The sequence below is a fragment of the Enterobacteriaceae bacterium Kacie_13 genome (assembly GCA_013457415.1).
Classification (GTDB): domain Bacteria; phylum Pseudomonadota; class Gammaproteobacteria; order Enterobacterales; family Enterobacteriaceae; genus Rahnella.
Window position 1 is genome coordinate 426,874 of sequence record CP045665.1, and the last position, 17,018, is coordinate 443,891.

The following is a 17,018-nucleotide window of genomic DNA, read 5'->3' on the forward strand; positions in this document are numbered from 1 at the left end:
GGGTATAAGAGACCGGATAATCGTTTGCGCCAAATTTTAGTCCCGCCATACGCGATGTGAGTTAAACGTTTGCCCTGAGGTGTTAATGCCGGTTTCGCCGGTGTTCATCGCAGCCGGTAGGGAAGCGAACGTGAAGAAACGGTTTCATAATGACCACGCAGGCTATTTCGTAAAGACATCCAGAGGATTTTCCATGTCGAGTCAACAACCTCAAACGGGCCGCGCGATTGCGCCAAAGGGCCCGCTTGATGCTTATTTCAAAATCAGTGCGCGTGGCAGTAACGTGCGTCAGGAAGTGATCGCCGGGTTAACGACGTTCCTGGCCATGGTGTATTCGGTGATTGTGGTGCCGTCTATGCTCGGTAAAGCGGGCTTCTCGCCGACCGCGGTGTTTGTCGCGACCTGTCTGGTCGCCGGTTTCGGTTCCCTGCTGATGGGGCTATGGGCAAATCTGCCACTGGCGATTGGCTGTGCCATCTCCCTGACGGCGTTTACTGCATTTAGTCTGGTACTCGGTCAGCACATCAGCGTGCCGGTTGCGCTGGGCGCGGTCTTCCTGATGGGCGTGTTGTTCACAATTATCTCGGTCACCGGGATCCGTTCGTGGATATTGCGCAATCTGCCGATGGGTGTTGCGCACGGTACCGGCATCGGTATCGGTTTGTTCCTGCTGCTGATCGCCGCCAACGGTGTCGGGCTGGTGGTCAAAAACCCGTTAGACGGTTTGCCTGTCGCGCTGGGTGCTTTCACCTCTTTCCCTGTGGTCATGACGTTGCTGGGTCTGGCGGTGATTTTCGGCCTTGAAAAACTGCGCGTGCCGGGCGGCATTCTTCTGGTGATCATCGCGATTTCGATTATCGGCCTGATTTTCGATCCGGCAGTGAAATATCAGGGCTTATTCGCGATGCCTTCTCTGGCGGGCGCGGATGGTAAATCAGTGATTTTCGATCTCGACATCATGGGCGCGATGAAAGCGGCAGTCTTGCCAAGCGTTCTGGCGCTGGTGATGACGGCGGTCTTTGACGCCACCGGCACCATCCGTGCGGTGGCCGGGCAGGCTAATCTGCTGGACGAAAAGGGTCAGATCATCAGCGGCGGTAAAGCCCTGACAGCCGACTCCGTCAGCAGCATTTTTGCCTCCCTGGTTGGCGCGTCTCCGGCTGCGGTTTACATCGAGTCAGCCGCAGGCACGGCGGCGGGCGGTAAAACCGGCCTGACCGCCACCGTCGTCGGCGTGTTATTCCTGCTGATGTTGTTCCTCTCTCCGCTCTCCTATCTGGTGCCAGCTTACGCCACCGCCCCAGCGCTGATGTACGTCGGCCTGCTGATGCTGAGCAACGTCAACAAACTGGATTTCACTGATTTTGTCGATGCCATGGCGGGTTTGTTATGCGCGGTATTTATCGTGCTGACCTGTAACATCGTCACCGGCATCATGCTGGGCTTCAGCGCGCTGGTGATTGGCCGTATCTTCTCGGGCGAATGGCGCAAGCTTAACGTTGGGACGGTGATCATCGCGGTAGCGTTGGTGGTGTTTTATGCAGGTGGGTGGGCGATATAAATGCCTGGCCGGGCATTTGGCGGCTTTGGCCGGTTGCACCGGCGGGCTGACTGAGAAAATTTCGGTTTCTTACATGCGGTGATCGCTTAACGCGCTGCGCCCAAACCGCCCAAAGGAGGAAAGTGCTTTTCCTCCTTTGGATTCCTCCTCGCTTTTTTACTTCGCGCTGTCGCTCGCTGGCTATGTTTCAGCAACCGCTGCGACAGGCTGGAAATCTTGCCGCTGCGCGGTTCCCTCTCTCGGTCCTGAAGCCCTGGGTCTTCAGGCCGCTCCGTTCGGCAAGATTTCTGAATCGCCCGCACAATCTTAAATTCAAAACCGATCTGCTTTTCAGAGAGTGAAATGGCGTGATTAAAAATTTTGCTGAACGGAGCGGCTTCGAGACCTGTGGCTCGAAGACCGAGAGAAGGAACCGCGCAGCGGCAATATTTTGCGCCACACACTAATGTACCGAGACATGTCCATCGTACCTGCGATAGCGCGCCGTTTAAAAACGCAGGATTCCAAAGGGTTTCGTTTAAAACCCTTTGGGCCCGTGTGGGCGGCGAGCCCACGGTGTTGACCTTGAACTTGGGTTTAAAAGCGGCTTTAAGCACGCTCTGATTTAAAAGTACGCTTTTTTTGATCTACTATTCCCCCTGTATGTGTCAGACCCTGTCTGATTAAAATCATAAAAACAAGAGTCTAAGGAAAGCATGGAAATATTCTTTACCATTCTGATTTTGATTCTGGTGGTGTCGCTCTCCGGTGTCGTAACCAGAATGTTGCCGTTTCAAATTCCTCTTCCATTAATGCAGATCGCCGTCGGTGCCTTGCTGGCCTGGCCGAATTTTGGTCTGCACGTGGATTTCGACCCGGAACTGTTTTTAGTCCTCTTCATTCCGCCTCTGCTGTTCGCGGATGGCTGGAAAACCCCGACCCGTGAATTCCTCCACCACGGTCGCGAAATACTTGGGCTGGCGCTGGTGCTGGTGCTGCTCACCGTCGTCGGTATCGGCTATCTGATTTATATGATGGTGCCGGATATTCCGCTGGTCGCAGCGTTTGCGCTGGCTGCTGTGCTGTCACCGACCGATGCCGTGGCGTTGGGCGGAATTGTCGGTAAAGGCCGCATTCCGAAGTCGATCATGAGCGTGCTGGAAGGTGAAGCGCTGATGAATGATGCGTCCGGTCTGGTGTCGCTGAAATTCGCCATCGCCGTCGCGATGGGCACGATGATTTTCACCGTCGGCGGCGCGAGCGTCGAGTTCCTGAAAGTCGCCATCGGCGGCCTGATGGCGGGTGTCGCGGTGACGTGGCTGTACAGTAAATCGCTGCGCATCATGAGCCGCTGGAGTGGTGATGATCCGGCGACGCAAATCGTGTTCCTGTTGCTGCTACCGTTCGCGTCTTATCTGATCGCTGAACACATCGGCGTATCGGGCATTCTGGCCGCCGTAGCTGCCGGTATGACCATCAGCCAGTCAGGCATTATCCGCAACGCGCCGCTGGCGATGCGTCTGCGTGCGAACAGCGTCTGGGCGATGCTCGAGTTTGTGTTCAACGGCATGGTGTTCATCATGCTGGGCCTGCAACTGCCGGGCATTTTGGAAAACTCGATCGATCAGGCAACGCATGATCCGTCAATCGTGACCTGGCACCTGTTTGCCGATGTCGGGATTATCTACTTTGCGCTGCTGATCCTGCGTTTCGTCTGGCTGTGGGTGATGAAGAACTTCAGCAACCGCTTCCTGAAAAAGAAACCGCTGCTGTTCGGCAGCTACAGCACGCGTGAGCTGTGGGTGGCGTCGTTTGCTGGTGTGCGCGGGGCAATTACCCTCGCCGGTGTGCTCTCGATTCCGCTATTCCTGGCCGATGGTTCTGCCTTCCCGTCGCGTTATCAGCTGGTCTTTCTGGCGACCGGCGTCATTCTGTTCTCGTTAATTGCCGGTGTGATTGCCTTGCCATTCCTGCTCAAAGGCGTGGTTGTCGCCGATGGCTCGGCGTATCGAGAAGAAGAGCGTATGGCGAAATCTATCGCGGCGGAAGTGGCGATCGAAAGCCTGCACAAGATGGAAGAACGTCTGGCGGCCGATACCGAAGAGAACATCGATGAACAGACGTTGAAGGAAATCAGTTCGCGGGTGATCGGGACGCTGAGGCGAAGGACGGCAAACCGTGATGACATGGAAACCGCACTGAAGCTGGAAAACCTCGAGCGTCGTTTCCGCCTGACCGCGCTGCGCGCTGAACGTGGCGAGCTGTATCACCTGCGCGCCACCCAGAAAATCAGCAACGAGACGCTGCAAAAACTGCTGCATGATCTCGATTTGCTGGAAGCGTTGCTGGTGGAAAAAGAAGTGTAACCCATCCATCCGATGGGTTGAAAAAACCGCGTGCGCTGCAAGGTGTAGGCGGTTTTTTTATATCAGCGTGGCGCCGGTTTCCAGTAATCCCGACAAAGCGTAATCCACGCCTGCGCGCTGTTAGAAAGGTAACTGCCGTCGTGCCAGATAAGGCCGAGCTGCCAAGGCATCAGTGGCTCCAGCGGCAGCCACATCAGCGCGTTTTTATCCAGTCGCTGACAGATAGGTTCGGGCAGTATCGCCACGCCCATACCGGTTTGCACCATCGCGGCTAAAAAGTCCCATTGTCCGCTGCGGGCGGCGATTTTTGGGATGAAACCTTGCGCAGTAAACGCGTCCATCAGTTGCCGGTACAGTGCGAAATCTTCGTTGTAAATCAGGATGCTTTCATCCGCCAGCTCGCTGAGGGCGATGCGGGTACGGTTCTGCCAGTGTGGTGTGCGCGGTACCACCACGCACAGCGGATGACTGAAGAGGAGAAGCGACGCGATAGAAGGCACGGCGTCGGCGGGCAGTGCGGTGAGCGCCAGATCCAGTTCGCCGGAGATGACCGCCTGTTGCACGGTTAGCCCGCCAAATTCAGAGATGACCAGTTCGATACCCGGATATTGTTGACGGAAACTGCCGATCAGCGGCGCAATCTGCGTACCGACCATCGGCGGAATGCCCAGCCGCAGGTGGCCTGATTTCAAAGAATTGATGTCTTCGAGTTCGGCTTCCAGCTGGCGAAACTCTTCGAGGATATTCAGCCCGCGCTGATAGAGCGCCTGGCCGCTGTCAGTCAGCCGTAAGCGCCGTCCTTCGCGGACAATCAGTGTGCATTCGAGCTCCTCTTCCAGATGCCGTAGCATTTTGCTGATGGTCGGCTGGGTGACGAACAGCTTTTCCGCCGCGCGGGTGAAGCTCTGCTGGCGGACTACTTCGACGAAATAACGTAGCGTACGGACGTCCATTTTTAAGTATTCCGTTTGGGAATCATTTTTATGATTTTAATTCATTTCTTTACCGGTTTCCTGCCAGCGTATACTTCATTTCTTCTCTTTTTTCGCCTTCCGAGGTCGTCCCCATGTTGTTGGCGTTGCGCACTAAAGCGCCGTCCCTGTTGATCCGCTGCCAAATCCCCGTTCAGGTGGTTTTATATGCGGTGTTATTCGTGATTGCCGATCGCCTGGTTACCGCGCTGCATCTGCCGCTACCCGCTAACATTGTCGGGATGCTGATGCTTTTGCTGCTGATTATGTTTCGCGTGTTACCACTGAAATGGGTGAAGGCCGGGTCACGGTGGTTGCTGGCTGAAATGCTGCTGTTCTTCGTCCCCGCCGTAGTCGCGGTAGTGAATTACGCGCAGTTGCTGATGATCGAAGGCTGGAAGATTTTTCTGGTGATTGGTATCAGCACTGTGCTGACGCTTGGCGCAACGGCGTTAGTCGTGGAACGGGTTTACCGGTTGGAACAGCGTCTGGCGGCGAGGAAGGCATCCCGTGACTGATTTGCTCATCAGTATTTTGTGTTTTGTCATCACGCTTGGCCTGTATTACGCCAACAAAAAACTTTACCGCCACCGCCGCACATTACTTCTGATGCCGTTGGTATTCACGCCAATTGTGCTGGTGGTGTTGCTGGTGGCGACACGCACGTCCTATCAGGATTATATCGGCGAAACCCACTGGCTGCTGTGGCTGCTTGGGCCGTCAACTATTGCCTTCGCGGTGCCGGTGTATGAAAACATGGCGGTGATCCGCCGCCACTGGATGTCTCTCAGCGCGGGCGTGTTGACGGCTATCGTTGTAGCGGTTAGCAGCTCCGTCTGGCTGGCGAGAATGTTGACGCTGCCGGAAGAAATCCAGCGCAGTCTGGCGGTGCGTTCGATTACCACGCCGTTCGCACTGGCCGCGGCAAAACAAATGGGCGGACAGCCGGATCTGGTGGCGCTGTTTGTGGTGATTACCGGTGTATTCGGCATGGCCGTCGGCGATATGTTATTTCTTCGTCTGGCGGTGAAAAGCGGTCTCGCTAAAGGCGCCGGATTCGGGGCCGCATCGCATGGTGCAGGCACGGCCAGAGCCTATGAACTGGGCGCGGAAGAAGGCGTAGTCTCGAGTCTCGTGATGATGTTGGCGGGGGTTGTGACGGTGGTGATTGCGCCGATGATCGGGGTAGTGATGTGGTGATGATCTTTTGAAAAAGATCTGAAACTTTAAGTTCAAATTCAAATTCAAATTCAAATTCAAGGTCGTGGGCGTCGGCCCACACCGACCAGAGACCCGGTAACGCGCGGGCCTCTGGACTCCGCGCTTTTTTAACTGCGCGCTCCGCTCGCAAGCTATGTTTCAGGTACCGCAACTACAGCCGCAAAATCCCGCCGCTGCGCGGTGCCCTCCGTTCGGGTTACAACCCGCGCAAAAAGACGCGCGGTTTTCCACCTCTCCTCCGGCGTGATTTTTGAACGCGGCTTCAGGCCTATACTTCGCAACCTCACAACCTTCTTTTCTGAGGGCGATTCAGACATCTTGCTGAACGGAGCGGCCTGGAGACCAAAGGCTCCAGGACCGAGAGAAGGAACCGCGCAGCGGCAAGATTTCCAGCCTGTCACTGTGGTGGCTGAAACATGGCCAGCGAGCAATAGCGCGTGTTGAAAAAGCGAGGGGAAATCCAAAAGGGGAAAAGCACTTTCCCCTTTTGGGCGGTTTCGGCGCAGCGCGATAAGTGCTCACCGCTATTGAGAAACCGAAACGTTCACTATGCCGTTTAGATGCCGGTCAAGCTGCGGCCTCAGCTTAATGAATCACCTGTGACAGAAACTCTCTTGTCCTCGCCGATTTAGGATTTGCAAAGAATTCCAGCGGCGGCGCTTCTTCCACGATCTCACCGCGATCCATAAAGATCACCCGGTCGGCCACCGTCCGCGCAAATCCCATCTCATGCGTCACGCATAACATCGTCATGCCTTCTTCTGCTAAACCGATCATGGTGTCTAAGACTTCTTTCACCATTTCCGGATCCAGTGCGGACGTCGGTTCGTCGAACAACATGATCTTCGGCTTCATGCACAGCGAACGAGCGATGGCAACGCGCTGTTGCTGGCCGCCGGAAAGCTGGCCGGGGAATTTGTGGGCGTGTTCGGCGATGCGCACGCGTTTTAGATAGTGCATTGCCAGCTCTTCCGCCTCTTTTTTCGGCATCTTACGCACCCAGCACGGCGCCAGCGTACAGTTCTGCAACACGGTCAGGTGCGGGAACAGATTGAAGTGCTGGAACACCATGCCAACTTCCGTGCGGACGCGTTCGATATTACGCAGGTCGTCGTTCAGTTCGGTGCCATCAACGATAATGCGGCCTTGCTGATGCTCTTCGAGATGGTTGATGCAACGAATGGTCGTTGATTTACCGGAGCCAGACGGACCACACAACACGATGCGCTCGCGCGGTTTGACGCTCAGATTAATGTCTTTCAATACGTGGAACTGTCCGTACCACTTATTCACGTTTTCCAGCGTGATCATCATATTTTGGTTTTCAGTGACTTGATGGTCGCTCATGGTTTACCTCAGTGTGCGGAACGTCCGGTGTGAAAGCGTCTTTCCAAATGCTGGCTATAACGCGACATGCTAAAACAGAAAATCCAGTAAACGGCGGCGGCGAAGACATAGCCTTCGGTCGACATACCGAGCCATTCCGGGTCAACGGTGGCTTGCTGTACGCTGCTGAACAAATCAAACAGGCCGATGATGATCACCAGACTGGTGTCTTTAAACAGCGCGATAATGGTGTTGACCAGGCCCGGTATCACCATTTTCAACGCCTGCGGCAGAATAACTAATCCCTGCGTTCTCCAGTAGCCCAGCGCCAGCGATTCGGCTGCTTCGGTCTGACCTTTCGGCAACGCCTGTAAGCCACCACGCACCACTTCTGCGACATAGGCAGACTGGAACAGCACCACCCCAACCAGCGCACGCACCAGTTTGTCGATGTTGGTTCCTTCGGTCATGAACAGCGGCAGCATCACAGAGGACATGAACAGCACGGTGATGAGCGGAACGCCTCGCCAGAACTCAATGAAAATTACCGACAGTATGCGCACGATAGGCAGACGCGAACGTCGCGCCAACGCCAGTAAAATCCCCAGAGGTAACGCCCCTGCAATACCGACGGCGGCGATGATAAGCGTCAGCGTCAGGCCACCCCACTGGCGGGTTTCCACGCGGCTCAGACCAAAGAATCCGCCGTACAGCATGAACCAGGTGAAGATCGGGAAAAGAACGATCCACACCGCGATATAACGTCCGCGGCGCGGCATCGCTTTAAAGAAGATGGGTGCAAGAGTCAGCAGCCCGACAATCAGCGTGACGTTGATGCGCCAGCGTTGATCAAACGGATATAAGCCATACATAAACTGCCCGAAGCGCGCGTGGATAAACACCCAGCAGGCACCGGCTTTGGTGCAGTCTGCGCGCGTGGTACCCACCCAGTTCGCCTGAAAGACAATCCAGTTGAGCATCGGAGGGATCACCAGCCACATCAGCCACAAACAAAACACCGTCAGCAGACTGTTGAACCAGCTTGAGAACAGGTTCTTGCGCGCCCACAGTACGGCAGTCCCTAGCGGTGTGCCGGGCTTCACGGCTCTGACTCCTGGAGGAAGTGTTGTCATCGTCATGGGTTTCCCTTAACGCTCGACCAGCGCAATGCGCCGGTTATAAATGTTCATCAGGAACGAGATCAGCAGGCTGATGATCAGGTAAACCGACATGGTGATGGCGATGGTTTCAATCGCCTGACCGGTCTGATTCAGCACCGTACCGGCAAACAGCGACACCATATCCGGATAACCAATCGCTGCGGCCAGCGAAGAGTTTTTGACGATGTTCAGGTATTGGCTGGTCAACGGCGGAATGATGACCCGCATCGCCTGCGGTAAAATCACCTGACGCAGCGTGACCGGATTCGGCAAGCCGAGCGATCGCGCGGCTTCATGCTGACCGTGCGAGACCGACTGAATACCGGAGCGGATCACTTCGGCGATAAACGTTGAGGTGTAGACCGACAGCGCCAGCGTTAATGCCGCCAGTTCCGGTATCAGCACCATGCCGCCACGGAAGTTAAATCCTCGCAGGGCAGGAACGTCCCAATGAACCGCTGGCCCGAAGAATACGTGTGCGAGCGCCGGGAACACTACCAGCATCAGAATTGCCCACGGCCAGATACGCCAGACGCGACCGGTGTGGATCTGACGAAAATAGTTGTAACGCCTGAGGGCGAAAATCCCGAACACGGCCAGCAGCAGGGCGATGAAACCGGCCAGACTGCCCGGCGATAACTCCGGTGAGGGCAGGTATAAACCCCGGTTGCTGACGAAGGCCAGATCAAACGCTTTGAGGCTTTGACGCGGGCCTGGCAAGTTACGCAGTACCGCGAAGTACCAGAAGAAGATTTGCAACAGCGGAGGAATGTTACGGAACGTCTCGATATAGACCGTCGAGACTTTACGAATCAGCCAGTTATCGGAAAGGCGTCCTAACCCGATAATGAAACCCAGAATCGATGCGAACACGATGCACAGTGCAGAAACCAACAGGGTATTAAGCAGGCCGATAACAAAGACGCGGGCGTAGGTGTCGCCTTCCTGGTAATCAATCAGATGCTGAACAATGCCGAAACCGGCACCTTTCTCAAGAAACGCAAATCCCGAGGTGATCCCTCGTGTAGTCAGATTGGTAATGGTGTTGTGAAGAAGGTAACCGAGACAGGCTACCAGCAACACCACCGCGAAAATTTGGTAAATCCAGGCGCGGACTGCCGGGTTGGTCAGCGAGAACGAAGCCTTTACGGTTGGGCGTTGCGACATTATTAACCTCGACCTGCGGGTAAAACCGTGGAAGTGATGCACCGGGGAACGACCGGTGCATCAACATCCTTAAACACTTTGCAACTTCAAGAACGAAGGATATTTAGCGAACCGGTGGTGCGTACTGAATTCCGCCTTTATTCCATAGCGCGTTCTGACCACGTTTGATTTTCAGCTCACTGCCCTGACCGACATTGCGCTCAAAGCTTTCGCCGTAGTTACCCACTTGTTTGACGATTTTTACCACCCAGTCGTTAGGCACTTTCAGATCAGAACCGTAAGTCCCTGTTTTGCCAAGCAGGTTGCTCATGTCCGGCGTCGTCGGGTTAGCGGCCAGCTGATCCACGTTGGCAGAGGTCACGCCCATTTCTTCGGCATTCAGCATGGCGTACAGAGACCAGCGTACAACCGCCAGCCAGTCTTCATCGCCACGACGAACGACCGGGCCCAGAGGTTCTTTCGAAATGACTTCCGGCAGAACGATGAAATCATCCGGTTTGCCCAGTTTGATACGCAGCGCGTACAGCTGAGACTGGTCTGAAGCGAGGGTGTCGCAGCGGCCTGAATCCAGCGCTTTAGCACTTTCATCAGAACGGTCGAAGGTCACCGGGGTGTAGGTCATTTTGTTGGCTTTGAAGTAGTCAGCGACGTTCAGCTCGGTATCTGTACCGGCTTGCAGACAGACTGTCGCGCCGTCGAGCTCTTTGGCGCTTTTCAGGCCCGCTTTCTGGTGCGTCAGGAAGCCGATGCCGTCGTAGTAGTTGACGCCCGCGAAGATCATGCCCATGCCCGCGTCGCGTGAGGAAGTCCAGGTGGTGTTACGGGACAGGATGTCTACTTCGCCAGACTGCAGCGCGGTGAAACGTTCTTTGGCGGTCAGCGGAGTGTATTTCACTTTCTCAGCGTCACCGAATACGGCAGCGGCGACTGCGCGGCAAAGATCCACATCAATACCGGTGAATTTGCCTTTGGAGTCAGCGTAGGAGAAGCCCGGCAGACCATCGCTGATACCACACTGTACGAAACCTTTCTTTTTGACTGCATCCAGAGTAGCACCGGCATGCGCCTGGCCAGCCAGTGTCACGAAGCTTGCTGCGGCAATCAGCGTTGAGAGCAATATTTTTTTCATAAAGCGTCCTGTGAGACAAACTGAGAATTATTATTGTGTGAGTGCCGGGGCACCCTGTCTGTTTGGGGCGTCGCCCTCTGCTCCTGTCATTGCAAGGGGAGTGCCAACATCGAAAAACGGCCATCAATCTAGTTACAGTGAGGAATTGCTCAGTAACATTGATGTACGTTATGAAATGTATTGCCCTGATTAGGTGCGCGGTCAATGCGGCTGCCGTAAAACGGTGCGGAGAATTTATTATTTGGAGTGCAGATCTCGTTGCCCCCTAATCATTCGAAAACAGAAGTATTTCGTATGATTAAGGAGCGGGAGGAGGAGTTTATTTATAGCAGTGCGTTGATCAGTGCTGCGCGTTACGGTTAAACAGGCAATAAAAAACCCACGTGATGTGGGCTTTCATAAGTCGTTCCGGATATTATTCCGCCTGACCTTTGCTGCCCTGGATCAGTTTACGGGCGGCGGCAATCTGGTCATTATCCGGCGCTTTAGGTTTAGCTTTGTTGAGCGCGGTACTGAGGCTCGAACGTCCCCAGAGGTCAAAGCTGTCGTCATCTTTAAGGTGATCAAAAATGGAAGGCGCAGCGTCGGATTTTTTAGGCATAAGGGTTACCGGTCTCTTATCAGATGTTGTTCAAATAAAAAGCCCGACGCGTTAGCATCGGGCTTGATGTGTTTATCACGTCTACAGGTAGAGAGAAGGCGTGCCCGCCGGGCGGGTTTTAAAGCGGCGATGGAGCCAGAGATACTGGTCTGGCGCGCGCATAATTTCGGTTTCAATGACGCGGTTCATGTAGGCCGCTGCGGCCAGTTCGTCATCTATTGGGTAATCCTGCAACGCCGGCTGAATCACCAGGTCATAACCTTTACCGGCCGGTTTACGCACCAGTACCACGGTGATCAACGCGGGTTTTGCCAGACGTGCCAGCATGTAGGTACCGCTGGTAGTCGCCGCTTCATCGACGGCAAACAGTGGGGCAAATACGCTTCCGCGCGGACCGTAGTCCTGATCTGGTGCAAACCAGACGGCTTCGCCTTTTTTCAGCGCATGAACCATGCCGCGTAAATCTTTGCGATCCAGCATCGCTTTGTTAGAACGCATCCGACCCCAGGTCTGTACGAATTCCATCGCTTTATTATTGTGCGGACGGTACATCGCCATCATTGGCTGACATAACCCCATCGCACGGCCACCCAGTTCCAGTGACATGAAATGTACGCCAATAACCAATACGCCCTGATTATTTTCCTGCGCCTTTTTCAGGTTGTGCAGGCCGCTGACGTCAAACCAGCGTTTAACACGGGCGTCTGACCAGAACCAGGCCATGCCGGTTTCCAGTAAGCCCATGCCGAGAGATTCAAAATTGCTGACAATTCTGGCTTCAACCTGGTCCGGAGTGAGGTCAGGGAAACATAATTGCAGATTGCGGCGGGTAATCGACACGCGGCGTTTCAGAAAACGCATGGATGTGCGACCCAGCCAGACACCCAGACGGTATAAAACCGGATAAGGAAGCTGAACCAGAAGGAACAAGACGCCGAGACCGAACCAGGTCAGCCAGTAGCGTGGATGTAAAAACGAAGCGCGAAATCGTGGAGATGTCATAAATGCCTAATCATCTGCATAAAGAAACCGGTGTAACGCGGGGGACAAATAGTGCGGCGCGGTACGGATTATCCTGCAAAGAGTGGGACAACACGTGTCTGACAATGTTTTATTAAAGACGCCAATTGACGCAATTTTTACATTAACAGACGGTACATTGAGAAGACGGGATCGCGAAGCTGAAGGGCTGTCCGTAGGCGTTGAGCGGGCGAATACGACTCTTACGGAAAGTATAACATGTTCTATCACCGTTCCGGAGAGGGTAATTTTCTGATAATTACGCGAATTTGTATCCAATTTAGGATGATTTGAATGGCCATTTTAAAACACCTCGGAAAGCAGGGCTTTAACTTTGATAAAGCGCTCGAACCAGGGTGGAAGAGCGACATACTTCAGTGAAAAAGTATGTCGCAAACCGGCTTATCGATATAGCGGATTGCTCATCACCGAATAACGGCCACTGCCGTATAGCGCAATAACAATGGCTGCCATAAAGTAGTACACAATATCCTCAATCGCCCATGCACCGACCGGGGACAACGCGAAGGTATGATGGATCCCAACCATCAGCCAGGCGACGACCATCGTGGCAGCAGCCGAAAGCGCCGCCAGACGGGTGAAAATCCCCAGTATCATCATGATCGGGGCAATCACTTCGCCGATGATCACGCCATATGCCACGAACGCAGGAATGCCATAACCCGCCAGCATCCCCTGGATCCCGCCCAGCCCGTCATGCAGCTTATGCCACCCGTGAAAAATCAGCAGCCCGTAGGTAATACGTAACAGCAGAATTGCCAGATCCGGCTTATTCAGCGCGGCAGTAAACCGTGTATAAAGTTGCTTCATTGATTGCCACTCCCCAGAGATATTTTTTGTTCTTCTAAAGTAATTCCTAATCCTTAAATGCAGGAGAGAATTATTCTCATTGCGGTTGATCTGGGTTAAGTTTTGAGCGGAAATGACAAGCAAAGGTCTTGCGCGGATAGAAACAAAAAAGGCGCTCCCCTTGCGGAAAAGCGCCTTTTCAAGACAACGACTGATTAGTATCAGTTCATGCCGTATTTTTTCAGTTTCTTACGCAGCGTACCGCGGTTGATACCCATCATCAGGGCCGCACGAGTCTGGTTGCCACGGGTATACTGCATCACCATGTCCAACAGTGGCTGTTCAACTTCAGCCAAAACCAACTCATACAGGTCATTCACGTCCTGACCGTTCAGTTGAGCAAAATAGCCCTTAAGTGCTTGTTTTACCGAGTCACGCAGAGGTTTTTGAGTCACCTGGTCTTGTGAGTTTACGGTTGAAACGGTCAGTACGTCAGAATTCACGCGTTGTTCGAACATAGTTCTGTCAGCTCTTTTTTGTTACGCAAGATTTTCGAAATATGCTTCCAACGCCTCCAGCTGTTCGCTGGCATCCTCTATGGCGTTGAAGGAGCGCCGAAACTGATCACTCGGGGCATGTTCCTGGAGATACCATGAAACATGCTTACGGGCGATACGGAATCCCTTGCCTTGACCATAAAAGTCGTGCAATTCCCGTACGTGCCCTATTAACAAGCGCTGTACCTCACCCAAAGGCGGTGGCGGTAACAGTTCCCCAGTGTCCAGATAGTGCTGGATTTCCCGGAAGATCCAGGGTCTCCCCTGAGCGGCACGTCCTATCATCAGAGCATCAGCTCCGGTGTAGTCGAGCACCGCTCTGGCTTTATGCGGGTCAGTTATGTCGCCATTCGCGATAATCGGAATGGAAACACTCTGCTTAACTGTCCGAATACTGTCGTACTCTGCATTTCCATTGAAAAGGCAGGCACGGGTTCGGCCATGAATTGTCAGGGCCTGAATTCCACAGTCTTCAGCCAATTGGGCAATTTGTACACAGTTACGGTGTTCCGGTGCCCAACCAGTACGAATTTTCAACGTGACTGGCACATCTACCGCGTTAACCACGGCAGTGAGGATTTGTTTGACCAAATCCGGATACTGCAACAGCGCAGATCCTGCCAGTTTGCGGTTCACTTTCTTGGCCGGGCAGCCCATATTGATGTCAATGATCTGCGCACCGCTCGCCACATTAATTCGGGCGGCAGCCGCCATATCTTCGGGATCGCAACCGGCAATTTGCACGGCGCGGATTCCCGGTTCATCGTTATGCACCATACGCAATCGGGACTTGTCCGTCCGCCACACTTCCGGATTGGAAGAGAGCATTTCGGATACAGCCATCCCAGCACCCATCGCATGACATAAGGCACGAAACGGTCGGTCTGTTATACCGGCCATTGGGGCCGCAATCAGGCAATTTGTAAGCTGGTGGTGTCCGATGCGCATAGACTTAGAATGACCATACTGATGTCCGCAAGGGCGCGTATATTACGCATTTTTGATGTGAGATGAAAGGCCAAACTTTGAGCAATTTGATAAGAAAATGTCTGGCAGCGGCGAATGTTGAGCGCCATTTTATTTTTTATCTAACATTAACATCGAGTTAAGTGCTATTGGTCAAATTGTGCGCTTGAAGAAATTCCTAATATCTCTCTAAATCACCCTGTTATAACAGGTGATTCTAAGGGCTTGATCGCCGTTTTAAGCATCAACAACCACAAAATTCCGTGATGTAGATCGCTATCTGGTCAGAAAGTAACTTCTTTTAAGGAAATGTAGAAAGGGTATATCCGTGAAAAGAGAGGCAGCAGAGGTGAGCTCTGTGCCTCATTTGGCGGACGTTATTATTCAGCAACGATGACGCGGCCGTGCAGCTCCTGCACAGGGCGATTATTAGCATGATGCATCGCATGCTGGAATTTCTCCAGCTGCGCTTTTGACAGCGTCTGAGGCTGTTTCATCACCAGCCAGCGAACGCCCTCGGTGCACGGTGGCGTGGTCAGCGAACCACTAAAGCGGTAGTGACTTTGTTCGGCAGGCAGCAATTTTGCCAGATTCACCTTTTCGGTGATATTTGCCGGTTTGGCTTGTTCGGACGGCATCTTGTCCCAGATTTTCGCCAGTTCTTTATTCTCATCACCCACGTTAAACATCACCGCGACCACGGCGATTTCACCGGCTGCATTGGTATGCACAAAGTGAGCTTCCATCGGGAAGGATTTTCCATCGATGGTATTTTCGCTTGGCGAATGGAAATGGAACTGTTGCAGCGTGAAGGTTTCACCATCCACAAACAGGGTATCGCCCTTAGGAACGTTGACCTGCACACTGTGGCCGTTGTTCACAACGCTTTCAGGCGCAGTCGGATAGCTGACAGACAATGGCGTGGCGTGAACCGTGAAAGAGTTATGAATATCCACGGGGGACTGGTTCTTGCCGTTGGTACATTCGCTGAATTCCGGACTGATTTTGGACCAGTTTTGCGGAGCGCCGTCGCCTTCATAAGACCAGTGTGTTTGTTCGCTGGCAAAGGCAGAAATACTGCAAGCAGCCAGCACAATGGCCAGTAATTTGAATTTCATGAAACATCCCTTTGCTAAAGTCGGTTAAAACATATGGATAAAAACCATGTGAATTGTAAGGACTTTATGGAAAGGTAAACAGAGCAGAAAGTGGCAGGAATGACTTTTCAGATAAAATCGCGCTTAATGCGCAGAAAATAGCCCGTTCCTGAGGGGAACGGGCATGAAATTGCCGGGATCAGGCTTTTTTAACGCCGGTTATCCGGCACCATTCTTCTTTCTCGGCTATCGCATCCAGCTCGAACTTATCTTTATACGCATCGGCCACGCTTTGCGCCTGACTCGCCAGAATACCGGAAAGCCCCAGACTACCGCCCGCCACCGGTAACACGCCAATCAGCGGCGCCAGTTCACGCAGCGGGCCAGCCAGAATATTGGCCACCACCACGTCTGCTGACAGATTTTCTGGCTGATCTTTTGGCAGATACAGCGACAGACGCTCGGATACGCCGTTGCGTTCGGCATTATCGCGACTGGCCTGGATCGCCTGCGGATCGATGTCGATCCCGACAACGTGTTTCGCGCCCAACTTCAGCGCGGCGATCGCCAAAATGCCGGAGCCACAGCCGAAGTCGATCACGGTTTTGTCGGTCAGATCCAGGCTGTCGAGCCATTGCAGACACATTGCCGTGGTCGGGTGAGTCCCGGTACCGAATGCCAGACCCGGATCCAGCATCACGTTGACGGCGGTTGGGTCCGGTACGTCGCGCCAGCTCGGGCAAATCCACAGACGCTTGCCAAACCGCATCGGGTGGAAGTTGTCCATCCACTCACGTTCCCAGTCTTTGTCTTCCAGTTGCTCAATTTTGTGCACGAAACCTTTGCCCAGCAGCGGTTCGTTCTCCAGCATGGCAACGACTTCGTTCATGTCGGTTTCAGCGTCATACAGGCCGATAGCGTCGGTATCGCCCCACAGCAGGGTTTCGCCCGGCAGCGGTTCAAATACCGGATTATCATGGGTGTCCTGGAAAGTGACGGACACTGCACCACTTTCGATAAGCGCGTCGCTCAGCGTTTCCGCGTCATTACCGGTAGTGTTAATTTTCAGTTGGATCCAAGGCATAGC

The 17,018-nt window shown here is 53.7% G+C and carries 17 protein-coding genes; 4 read left to right on the forward strand and 13 right to left on the reverse strand.

Annotated elements, in window-relative coordinates; genetic code table 11:
• The first annotated feature begins 193 nt into the window (after nucleotides 1–193).
• The gene (locus GE278_01915) at nucleotides 194–1,561 is read left to right on the forward strand and encodes a permease (GenBank protein ID QLK59609.1); all 1,368 of its coding nucleotides are present in this window, start codon (nucleotides 194–196) and stop codon (nucleotides 1,559–1,561) included.
• Between the two features lie 86 nt (nucleotides 1,562–1,647).
• Here the strand turns inward: GE278_01915 and GE278_01920 are convergent, their stop codons facing one another.
• On the reverse strand, nucleotides 1,648–2,157 hold the full coding sequence (locus GE278_01920; GenBank protein QLK59610.1) for a hypothetical protein: 510 nt from the start codon (nucleotides 2,155–2,157) through the stop codon (nucleotides 1,648–1,650).
• Between the two features lie 99 nt (nucleotides 2,158–2,256).
• On the opposite strand from GE278_01920, the gene GE278_01925 reads away from it, so the two are divergent.
• Nucleotides 2,257–3,906 (forward strand): Na+/H+ antiporter, encoded by a 1,650-nt coding sequence (locus GE278_01925; protein QLK59611.1) that lies wholly within the window; start codon nucleotides 2,257–2,259, stop codon nucleotides 3,904–3,906.
• 62 nt (nucleotides 3,907–3,968) lie between these two features.
• Here GE278_01925 and GE278_01930 read toward each other — a convergent pair whose 3' ends face one another.
• A complete protein-coding gene (locus GE278_01930) occupies nucleotides 3,969–4,859 on the reverse strand; it encodes a LysR family transcriptional regulator (protein QLK59612.1) in 891 nt (296 codons plus the stop codon).
• 113 nt (nucleotides 4,860–4,972) lie between these two features.
• Between GE278_01930 and GE278_01935 the strand changes: the two genes are divergently transcribed.
• Both GE278_01935 and GE278_01940 read left to right on the forward strand, forming a co-directional pair.
• On the forward strand, nucleotides 4,973–5,395 hold the full coding sequence (locus GE278_01935; GenBank protein QLK59613.1) for a CidA/LrgA family protein: 423 nt from the start codon (nucleotides 4,973–4,975) through the stop codon (nucleotides 5,393–5,395).
• On the forward strand, nucleotides 5,388–6,077 hold the full coding sequence (locus GE278_01940) for an LrgB family protein (GenBank protein QLK59614.1): 690 nt from the start codon (nucleotides 5,388–5,390) through the stop codon (nucleotides 6,075–6,077). The genes GE278_01935 and GE278_01940 overlap by 8 nt, the downstream gene beginning before the upstream one ends.
• A 606-nt stretch (nucleotides 6,078–6,683) precedes the next feature.
• Here GE278_01940 and GE278_01945 read toward each other — a convergent pair.
• The 11 genes from GE278_01945 to prmA form a co-directional block, all read right to left on the reverse strand.
• A complete protein-coding gene (locus tag GE278_01945; GenBank protein ID QLK59615.1) occupies nucleotides 6,684–7,445 on the reverse strand; it encodes an ATP-binding cassette domain-containing protein in 762 nt (253 codons plus the stop codon).
• A gap of 8 nt (nucleotides 7,446–7,453) precedes the next feature.
• On the reverse strand, nucleotides 7,454–8,563 hold the full coding sequence (locus tag GE278_01950) for an ABC transporter permease subunit (GenBank protein QLK59616.1): 1,110 nt from the start codon (nucleotides 8,561–8,563) through the stop codon (nucleotides 7,454–7,456).
• A 9-nt stretch (nucleotides 8,564–8,572) separates the two neighbouring features.
• Entirely contained in the window at nucleotides 8,573–9,751 is a 1,179-nt protein-coding gene (locus GE278_01955) for an ABC transporter permease subunit (protein ID QLK59617.1), read from the reverse strand.
• A gap of 103 nt (nucleotides 9,752–9,854) precedes the next feature.
• Nucleotides 9,855–10,880, reverse strand: coding sequence for a transporter substrate-binding domain-containing protein (locus GE278_01960; protein ID QLK59618.1), 1,026 nt, complete (start codon nucleotides 10,878–10,880; stop codon nucleotides 9,855–9,857).
• A 415-nt stretch (nucleotides 10,881–11,295) separates the two neighbouring features.
• On the reverse strand, nucleotides 11,296–11,481 hold the full coding sequence (locus GE278_01965; protein ID QLK59619.1) for a hypothetical protein: 186 nt from the start codon (nucleotides 11,479–11,481) through the stop codon (nucleotides 11,296–11,298).
• Nucleotides 11,482–11,562: 81 nt separating this feature from the next.
• Complete coding sequence (lpxP, locus tag GE278_01970; protein ID QLK59620.1) at nucleotides 11,563–12,483, reverse strand: kdo(2)-lipid IV(A) palmitoleoyltransferase; 921 nt, start codon at nucleotides 12,481–12,483, stop codon at nucleotides 11,563–11,565.
• Nucleotides 12,484–12,903: 420 nt separating this feature from the next.
• Nucleotides 12,904–13,332 carry a DoxX family membrane protein gene (locus GE278_01975; protein ID QLK59621.1) on the reverse strand — a complete coding sequence of 143 codons (429 nt, stop codon included), beginning with the start codon at nucleotides 13,330–13,332 and terminating at the stop codon, nucleotides 12,904–12,906.
• A gap of 200 nt (nucleotides 13,333–13,532) precedes the next feature.
• A complete protein-coding gene (fis, locus tag GE278_01980) occupies nucleotides 13,533–13,829 on the reverse strand; it encodes a DNA-binding transcriptional regulator Fis (protein ID QLK59622.1) in 297 nt (98 codons plus the stop codon).
• Between the two features lie 21 nt (nucleotides 13,830–13,850).
• Nucleotides 13,851–14,816: a tRNA dihydrouridine synthase DusB gene (dusB, locus tag GE278_01985; GenBank protein QLK59623.1), complete on the reverse strand. Its 966-nt coding sequence runs from the start codon at nucleotides 14,814–14,816 to the stop codon at nucleotides 13,851–13,853.
• A gap of 398 nt (nucleotides 14,817–15,214) precedes the next feature.
• Nucleotides 15,215–15,952 (reverse strand): carbonic anhydrase, encoded by a 738-nt coding sequence (locus GE278_01990; GenBank protein QLK59624.1) that lies wholly within the window; start codon nucleotides 15,950–15,952, stop codon nucleotides 15,215–15,217.
• Nucleotides 15,953–16,130: 178 nt separating this feature from the next.
• Nucleotides 16,131–17,015, reverse strand: coding sequence for a 50S ribosomal protein L11 methyltransferase (prmA, locus tag GE278_01995; GenBank protein QLK59625.1), 885 nt, complete (start codon nucleotides 17,013–17,015; stop codon nucleotides 16,131–16,133).
• Between the last annotated feature and the right edge of the window lie 3 nt (nucleotides 17,016–17,018).

Coding starts and splice junctions, on each gene's coding strand:
- GE278_01915 (QLK59609.1), top strand. CDS start 194: ATGTCGAGTCAACAACCTCAAACGGGCCGCGCGATTGCGCCAAAGGGC.
- GE278_01925 (QLK59611.1), top strand. CDS start 2,257: ATGGAAATATTCTTTACCATTCTGATTTTGATTCTGGTGGTGTCGCTC.
- GE278_01930 (QLK59612.1), bottom strand. CDS start 4,859: ATGGACGTCCGTACGCTACGTTATTTCGTCGAAGTAGTCCGCCAGCAG.
- GE278_01935 (QLK59613.1), top strand. CDS start 4,973: ATGTTGTTGGCGTTGCGCACTAAAGCGCCGTCCCTGTTGATCCGCTGC.
- GE278_01945 (QLK59615.1), bottom strand. CDS start 7,445: ATGAGCGACCATCAAGTCACTGAAAACCAAAATATGATGATCACGCTG.
- GE278_01950 (QLK59616.1), bottom strand. CDS start 8,563: ATGACGATGACAACACTTCCTCCAGGAGTCAGAGCCGTGAAGCCCGGC.
- GE278_01955 (QLK59617.1), bottom strand. CDS start 9,751: ATGTCGCAACGCCCAACCGTAAAGGCTTCGTTCTCGCTGACCAACCCG.
- GE278_01960 (QLK59618.1), bottom strand. CDS start 10,880: ATGAAAAAAATATTGCTCTCAACGCTGATTGCCGCAGCAAGCTTCGTG.
- GE278_01965 (QLK59619.1), bottom strand. CDS start 11,481: ATGCCTAAAAAATCCGACGCTGCGCCTTCCATTTTTGATCACCTTAAA.
- lpxP (QLK59620.1), bottom strand. CDS start 12,483: ATGACATCTCCACGATTTCGCGCTTCGTTTTTACATCCACGCTACTGG.
- GE278_01975 (QLK59621.1), bottom strand. CDS start 13,332: ATGAAGCAACTTTATACACGGTTTACTGCCGCGCTGAATAAGCCGGAT.
- fis (QLK59622.1), bottom strand. CDS start 13,829: ATGTTCGAACAACGCGTGAATTCTGACGTACTGACCGTTTCAACCGTA.
- dusB (QLK59623.1), bottom strand. CDS start 14,816: ATGCGCATCGGACACCACCAGCTTACAAATTGCCTGATTGCGGCCCCA.
- GE278_01990 (QLK59624.1), bottom strand. CDS start 15,952: ATGAAATTCAAATTACTGGCCATTGTGCTGGCTGCTTGCAGTATTTCT.
- prmA (QLK59625.1), bottom strand. CDS start 17,015: ATGCCTTGGATCCAACTGAAAATTAACACTACCGGTAATGACGCGGAA.